Annotated in this window: 6 protein-coding genes; 1 reads left to right on the plus strand and 5 read right to left on the minus strand. The window is 74.2% G+C overall.

Going from position 1 to position 4,892, the window contains the following annotated elements:
• Together zapE and PKY62_RS12025 are read right to left on the minus strand one after the other, a co-directional pair.
• Positions 1-647, minus strand: a 647-nt coding sequence (gene zapE / locus PKY62_RS12020) for a cell division protein ZapE (RefSeq protein WP_324537277.1), incomplete at its 3' end; no start/stop codon positions are given.
• The gene (locus PKY62_RS12025; protein WP_324537279.1) at positions 644-1,399 is read right to left on the minus strand and encodes an NAD-dependent epimerase/dehydratase family protein; all 756 of its coding nucleotides are present in this window, start codon (positions 1,397-1,399) and stop codon (positions 644-646) included. The genes PKY62_RS12025 and zapE, both read right to left, overlap by 4 nt.
• Positions 1,400-1,451: 52 nt before the next feature.
• Here PKY62_RS12025 and PKY62_RS12030 point away from each other — a divergent pair, with 52 nt between their 5' ends.
• Positions 1,452-1,934: a hypothetical protein gene (locus tag PKY62_RS12030; RefSeq protein ID WP_324537280.1), complete on the plus strand. Its 483-nt coding sequence runs from the start codon at positions 1,452-1,454 to the stop codon at positions 1,932-1,934.
• A gap of 73 nt (positions 1,935-2,007) precedes the next feature.
• Here PKY62_RS12030 and cuyB read toward each other — a convergent pair whose 3' ends face one another.
• From cuyB to PKY62_RS12045, 3 genes are all read right to left on the minus strand, one after another.
• Positions 2,008-2,748, minus strand: a complete 741-nt coding sequence (cuyB, locus tag PKY62_RS12035; protein WP_324537282.1) for a cysteate racemase — start codon at positions 2,746-2,748, stop codon at positions 2,008-2,010.
• A complete protein-coding gene (locus PKY62_RS12040) occupies positions 2,745-4,004 on the minus strand; it encodes a carboxylate--amine ligase (RefSeq protein WP_324537284.1) in 1,260 nt (419 codons plus the stop codon). The genes cuyB and PKY62_RS12040 overlap by 4 nt, the downstream gene beginning before the upstream one ends.
• A 4-nt stretch (positions 4,005-4,008) precedes the next feature.
• A partial coding sequence (locus PKY62_RS12045) for an NADP(+)-dependent, decarboxylating phosphogluconate dehydrogenase (RefSeq protein WP_502875843.1) occupies positions 4,009-4,892 on the minus strand: 884 nt, incomplete at its 5' end.

Consider the following 4,892-nt stretch of genomic DNA (forward strand, 5'->3'; position numbering starts at 1 on the left):
ACGGCGTGCCGGTGACGGTAGTCCGGCCCGTCGACGCGCAGCACCTCGAACCGCGCGGCGAGCGCCTGGATCTCGCGCAGGAAGTCCTCCGCGGCGAACCTCCCCTCGCCGAGCGACTCGGGCAGGGTGTTGGAGGTCGCGGCCAGCGCGACCCCGGCGTCCGCGAGCTCTCGGAGCAGGCGTGACATCAGCACCGTGTCACCCGGGTCGTCGAGCTCGAACTCGTCGATGCAGACCAGCCGCCGCCGGGCCAGCGCCGCGACGGTCGCGGCGAAGCCGAGCGCCCCGACGAGGTGGGTGTACTCCACGAAGGTCCCGTACGCCGTCGTCTCGGGCCCGACGGTGTGCGCGAGGGCGGCGAGCAGGTGGGTCTTGCCGACCCCGAAGCCGCCGTCGAGGTAGACCGCCGGCCGGCGGGCCGGCCGACCGCGGCCCAGCACCCGGCTCCACGCCGAGGCGGGTGGTGCGGTCAGCTCGGCGGCGACGGCCAGCAGTCGCACCTGGGCCGCGCGCTGGCTGGGGTGGTCCGGGTCCGGCAGGTAGGTGTCGAAGGTCGCACCGGCGAAGTGGCGAGGGGGCACGAGCGACGCGAGCAGGTCCGCGGCCGGGACCCGCGGGTCGCGGCCCACGAGGCTCGGGGTCGTCACGGCCGAACGTCCGGGCGCCCGTGCCTCGCGGGGTCGGTGGCGCGCACGTCCGCCCGCGGGGCGACGGGCACCACCGCGGGCGAGGCTGGTCGGTCGAGCACGTCCACCACCGCGGCGGCCACCTGCTCGACCGGCACGGTGTGCGCGGGGTCGAGGTTGCGCTCGTCCCCGGCGACCGAGACGGTCACGTCGACCTCGTGGAACCGCACGCGGGCACCGAGCGTCTCGGCACGCAGCACCTCGAGCAGCATCCGCTGGGCCGCGCCGGTGACGCTGACCGGGCCGGAGCCGGCCATCGGCTCGGTCGCGGCGGCGCCGTTGAGCAGCACGTAGGCGGGATCGGGGCCGGTGAGCAGCGGCGCGAGCGCACGCACGACGAGGAAGTGCCCGGTGAGGTGGCTCTCGACGAGCCCGCGCCACGTGGCCGGGTCGAGCGCGACGAGCTCCGGGCCCAGCCACCAGCCGCCGATCGCTGCGACCGCGGCACCGGGGTGCCAGCCCGGCTCGGCGAGCACGGCGCGCAGCTCGTGCGGGTCCTCCCACGACGTGACCTGCACGGTGCGCACCCCGTCGTCCGCCGGGCTGCGCGGTGCGTCGTCGTGGCGGGTGTTGCGACGCGTCGGCACCACCACGCGCGTGCCGCGGGCCCGGAGCGCTGCCACGACGGCGGAGCCGACGAGGCCGGTCCCGCCCGCCACGACGACGACGGGGTCGGTGGCCGGCGGGTGGGCCGGTGCCGGGGCGGGAGTCACGCGGGCCATGCTAGGCCGCCGCCCGGCGGCACCGCGGCGCTAGGCTCTCAGGGTGAGCGAGATCATCCTGGTCCTGACCGAGGTGTCGCTCGGCGCAGCCGACGTCGAGCACATCACCGCGCTGCACCCCGACGAGGACCTGCGGTACCACGTGCTCGTCCCGGCGGACACGGAGCACAACCTGCTCGTCTCGCTCGTCGACCACCTCAGCCTCGGCGAGCTGCGGGCCGCTCTCGACGACGTGCTCGGACGCGAGCCGCAGCCCGTCGAGGCGCACGCCACGGCCGGCGAGCGGGTGACCGCCTCCATCGCCGCGTTCGCGGCGGCCGGCCGCGCCGCCGACGGTGCCGTCGTCGCGGACGACCCGCTGCCAGCGCTGCGCGCCGCCGTGCGCGCCCCGGTGCGCGAGGTCGTCGTCGTCACGCTGCCGCACGCGCTCGAGGACACGTTCCACACCGACTGGGCCTCGCGGGCCCGCGAGGAGCTCCGGGTCCCGGTGCTCCACCTCTACGCCGGGACCAGCCGGCTCGGCTGAGCGACCGGGGCGACGACGCTCGTCTGGCGAGGACGGTCGTCTGGCGAGGACGATGGTCGGGCCACGGCGGTCGTCAGGTCCGGACCGTGTGCCCCGCGCGCTCGATGGTCCGGCGCGCCAGGACGTCGAGCGAGTCGACGAGCGTGCGGTCAGCCGTGAGCAGGTCGTGGTCGGCCGCGACGATGGACAGCTCCGTGCAGCCGAGCACCACGACCTGGGCGCCCCGCGCGCGCAGGCGCGCCATGACCGCGTGCAGCGCGTCGACGTCCACCGGCCGCCCGGCCTTGACCTGCTCGTAGATGACGCGCATGACGACGGCCTGGTCGTCGGGCTCGGGGGCGAGGCACGTGAGCCCCCTCGCCGCAAGGGCGCGCTCGTAGACCCCCGCGAGCAGCGTGCCCGTGGTGGCCAGCAGGCCCACGGTGGTCAGGCCCTCGACCCGGCGCGCGGCCTCGAGGACGGTCTCCTCGACGATGTTGAGCACCGGGACGTCCACGGCTGCCACGATCTCGTCGGTGAAGTGGTGCGCCGTGTTGCACGGCAGCACGAGGAACGACACCCCGAAGCGCTCCAGGCGGCGCGCGTCCTGCGCCATGACGGGACCGGGGTCCTCGGTCGACGTGCCGACGATGAAGGCCGTGCGGTCCGGGATCGTCGCATGGTTGAGGACCACGAGGTCGAGGTGGTCCTGGTCGCGCGCAGCGTCCGTCAGCCGCACCACCATGTCCAGGAAGTACGCGGTGGCCTGCGGACCCACCCCACCGATGACACCGACCGGCAGGGCGGTGCCGACGACGAGGTCCGGGGCGGTCATGCGCGGCCGATCTCGCGCCATGCGGCGACCGGGTAGTGCCGGCGGTACTTGCGGAACTGGTTGAGCTGGGCGATGACGAGGTAGGCGATGCGTCGGGGGTCCCGCTCGGCGCGGTACCACAGGGGGTTGGTCGCACGGCCGGCGCGCATCAGCCCGCGCACCCGCGCGCGCAGCGCCGGGTCGGCGATGTAGCGCAGCAGGAGCCGGCGCGGCAGCACCGTGTAGAGGTGCGCCGTCGTCAGCTGCTCCGGCTCGCCGTCCGCCAGCGGCGAGAGGCCCTCGAGGTACTCCCGGACGTACGGCTCCGCGGTGTTGCGCCCCGCGGCCGTGATGTAGAAGTTGCTGCGGCCCAGGCGCGGGTTGAGCTCGAAGAAGACCGTCCGGCCGTCGCGCGGGTCGGCCTTGAGGTCGAAGTTGGCCCACCCCGTCCAGCCGATGTGCTCGAGCAGCCGGCGGGCCTGCTCGACGATCTCGCCGTCGCCGCCCGTGACGATCCCGGCGGGGTTGCCCAGCGCCCCGGGCGTGTGCTCCTCGAGCAGCACCTGGCCGTAGGACGCGAACCGCATCCGGCCGGTCCTGTCGCAGTAGCACGTGAGGATGCGCATGCCCGAGTCGTCCCCGGGGATGAGGTCCTGGATGATGAACGGCGCGCGGTAGCCCGACGCCTTGACCCGGCCGAGGAGCGCGTGCAGCTCCGCTGGCGAGCCCACCGTGAAGACCTTCTTCTTCCCCGGGAACTCCACCCGGTGGTACGCGGCCGTGTCGCCCGTCTTGGCGATGACGGGGAAGCGCAGGGTCGAGGTGTCGGGCATGGTGTCCGAGCCGACGTCGTGCACCACCGTGGCGGGGTGCCCCAGGCCGAGCTCGCCGCACAGACGGCCGAAGCTCTCCTTGTCCGTCACGCGGTCGAGCACGTCGCGCTGGACGTACGGCACGACGTAGAGGTCCTCGAGCCGGTCCCGGTTCTCGACGATCGTCCGCACCAGCCAGTCCGCGCTGCCGAGGAGGATGAGGCGCTTGCCGGCGTGCTCCGCGGCGATGGCGCGCAGGCGTGCGACGACGACGTCGGGCTGGTCGATGCGCGGCTCGACGACGTTGGTGAGGATGCGAGAGTGCCGCACGAGGCCCGTCGCGACCGTGGAGACGACGACGGGTCGCACCCCGTAGGCCTCGTGGAACGTCCGCGCGAGGCTGTAGGCCCCGATGTCGCCGCCGAGGATGACGGGCTGCAGGTCGGACGTCGGGACGGCCGCCATCGGCTCAGGCCTCGATCTCGGTGCGGTCCGTGGTCCACCGGGTGTGGAAGGTGCCGGGTCGGTCGGTGCGCTGGTAGGTGTGGGCGCCGAAGAAGTCGCGCTGGGCCTGGATGAGGTTGGCGGGCAGGCGCTCGGACCGGACGCCGTCGTAGTACGCCAGCGAGGAGCCGAACGCCGGTGTGGGGATCCCGGCGAGGGCCGCCTGGGCGACGACGCGTCGCCAGGCCGGCACGCCGGCCCCGACCGCGGAGACGAAGTACGGCGCGGCCAGCAGCAGCGGCAGGTCCGGGTCGGCGGCGTAGGCCTCGGTGATCCGGTCGAGGAACGCGGCACGGATGATGCACCCGCCGCGCCAGATCCGGGCCATCGCGCCACGGTCGATGCCCCAGCCGTGCTCGGCGGACGCGGCGGCGATCTGGTCGAACCCCTGGGAGTACGCCACGACCTTCGAGGCGTACAGCGCCAGGCGCACGTCCTCGACGAACGCGTCACGATCCGCCACCGCCAACGGCTCGGTTCCCGCGGGCAGCACCCCGGCAGCGGCAGCGCGCTGCGGGGCCGAACCGGACAGCGCACGGGCGAAGGTCGCCTCGGCGATGCCGGTGATGGGGACCCCGAGGTCCAGGGCGTTCTGCACCGTCCAGCGCCCGGTGCCCTTCTGCTCGGCCCGGTCCGCCACGACGTCCACGAACGCGCCGCCGGTGACGGGGTCAACGTGGGACAGGACGTCGGCGGTGATCTCGATGAGGAAGGACTGCAGGTCGCCGGTGTTCCACGCCGCGAAGATCCGACCGATCTCCGCCGCGTCAGCACCGAGCCCCTGGCGCAGCAGGTCGTAGGCCTCGGCGATGAGCTGCATGTCGGCGTACTCGATGCCGTTGTGCACCA

This window comes from Actinotalea sp. (assembly GCF_035443605.1).
Lineage (GTDB): Bacteria > Actinomycetota > Actinomycetes > Actinomycetales > Cellulomonadaceae > Actinotalea.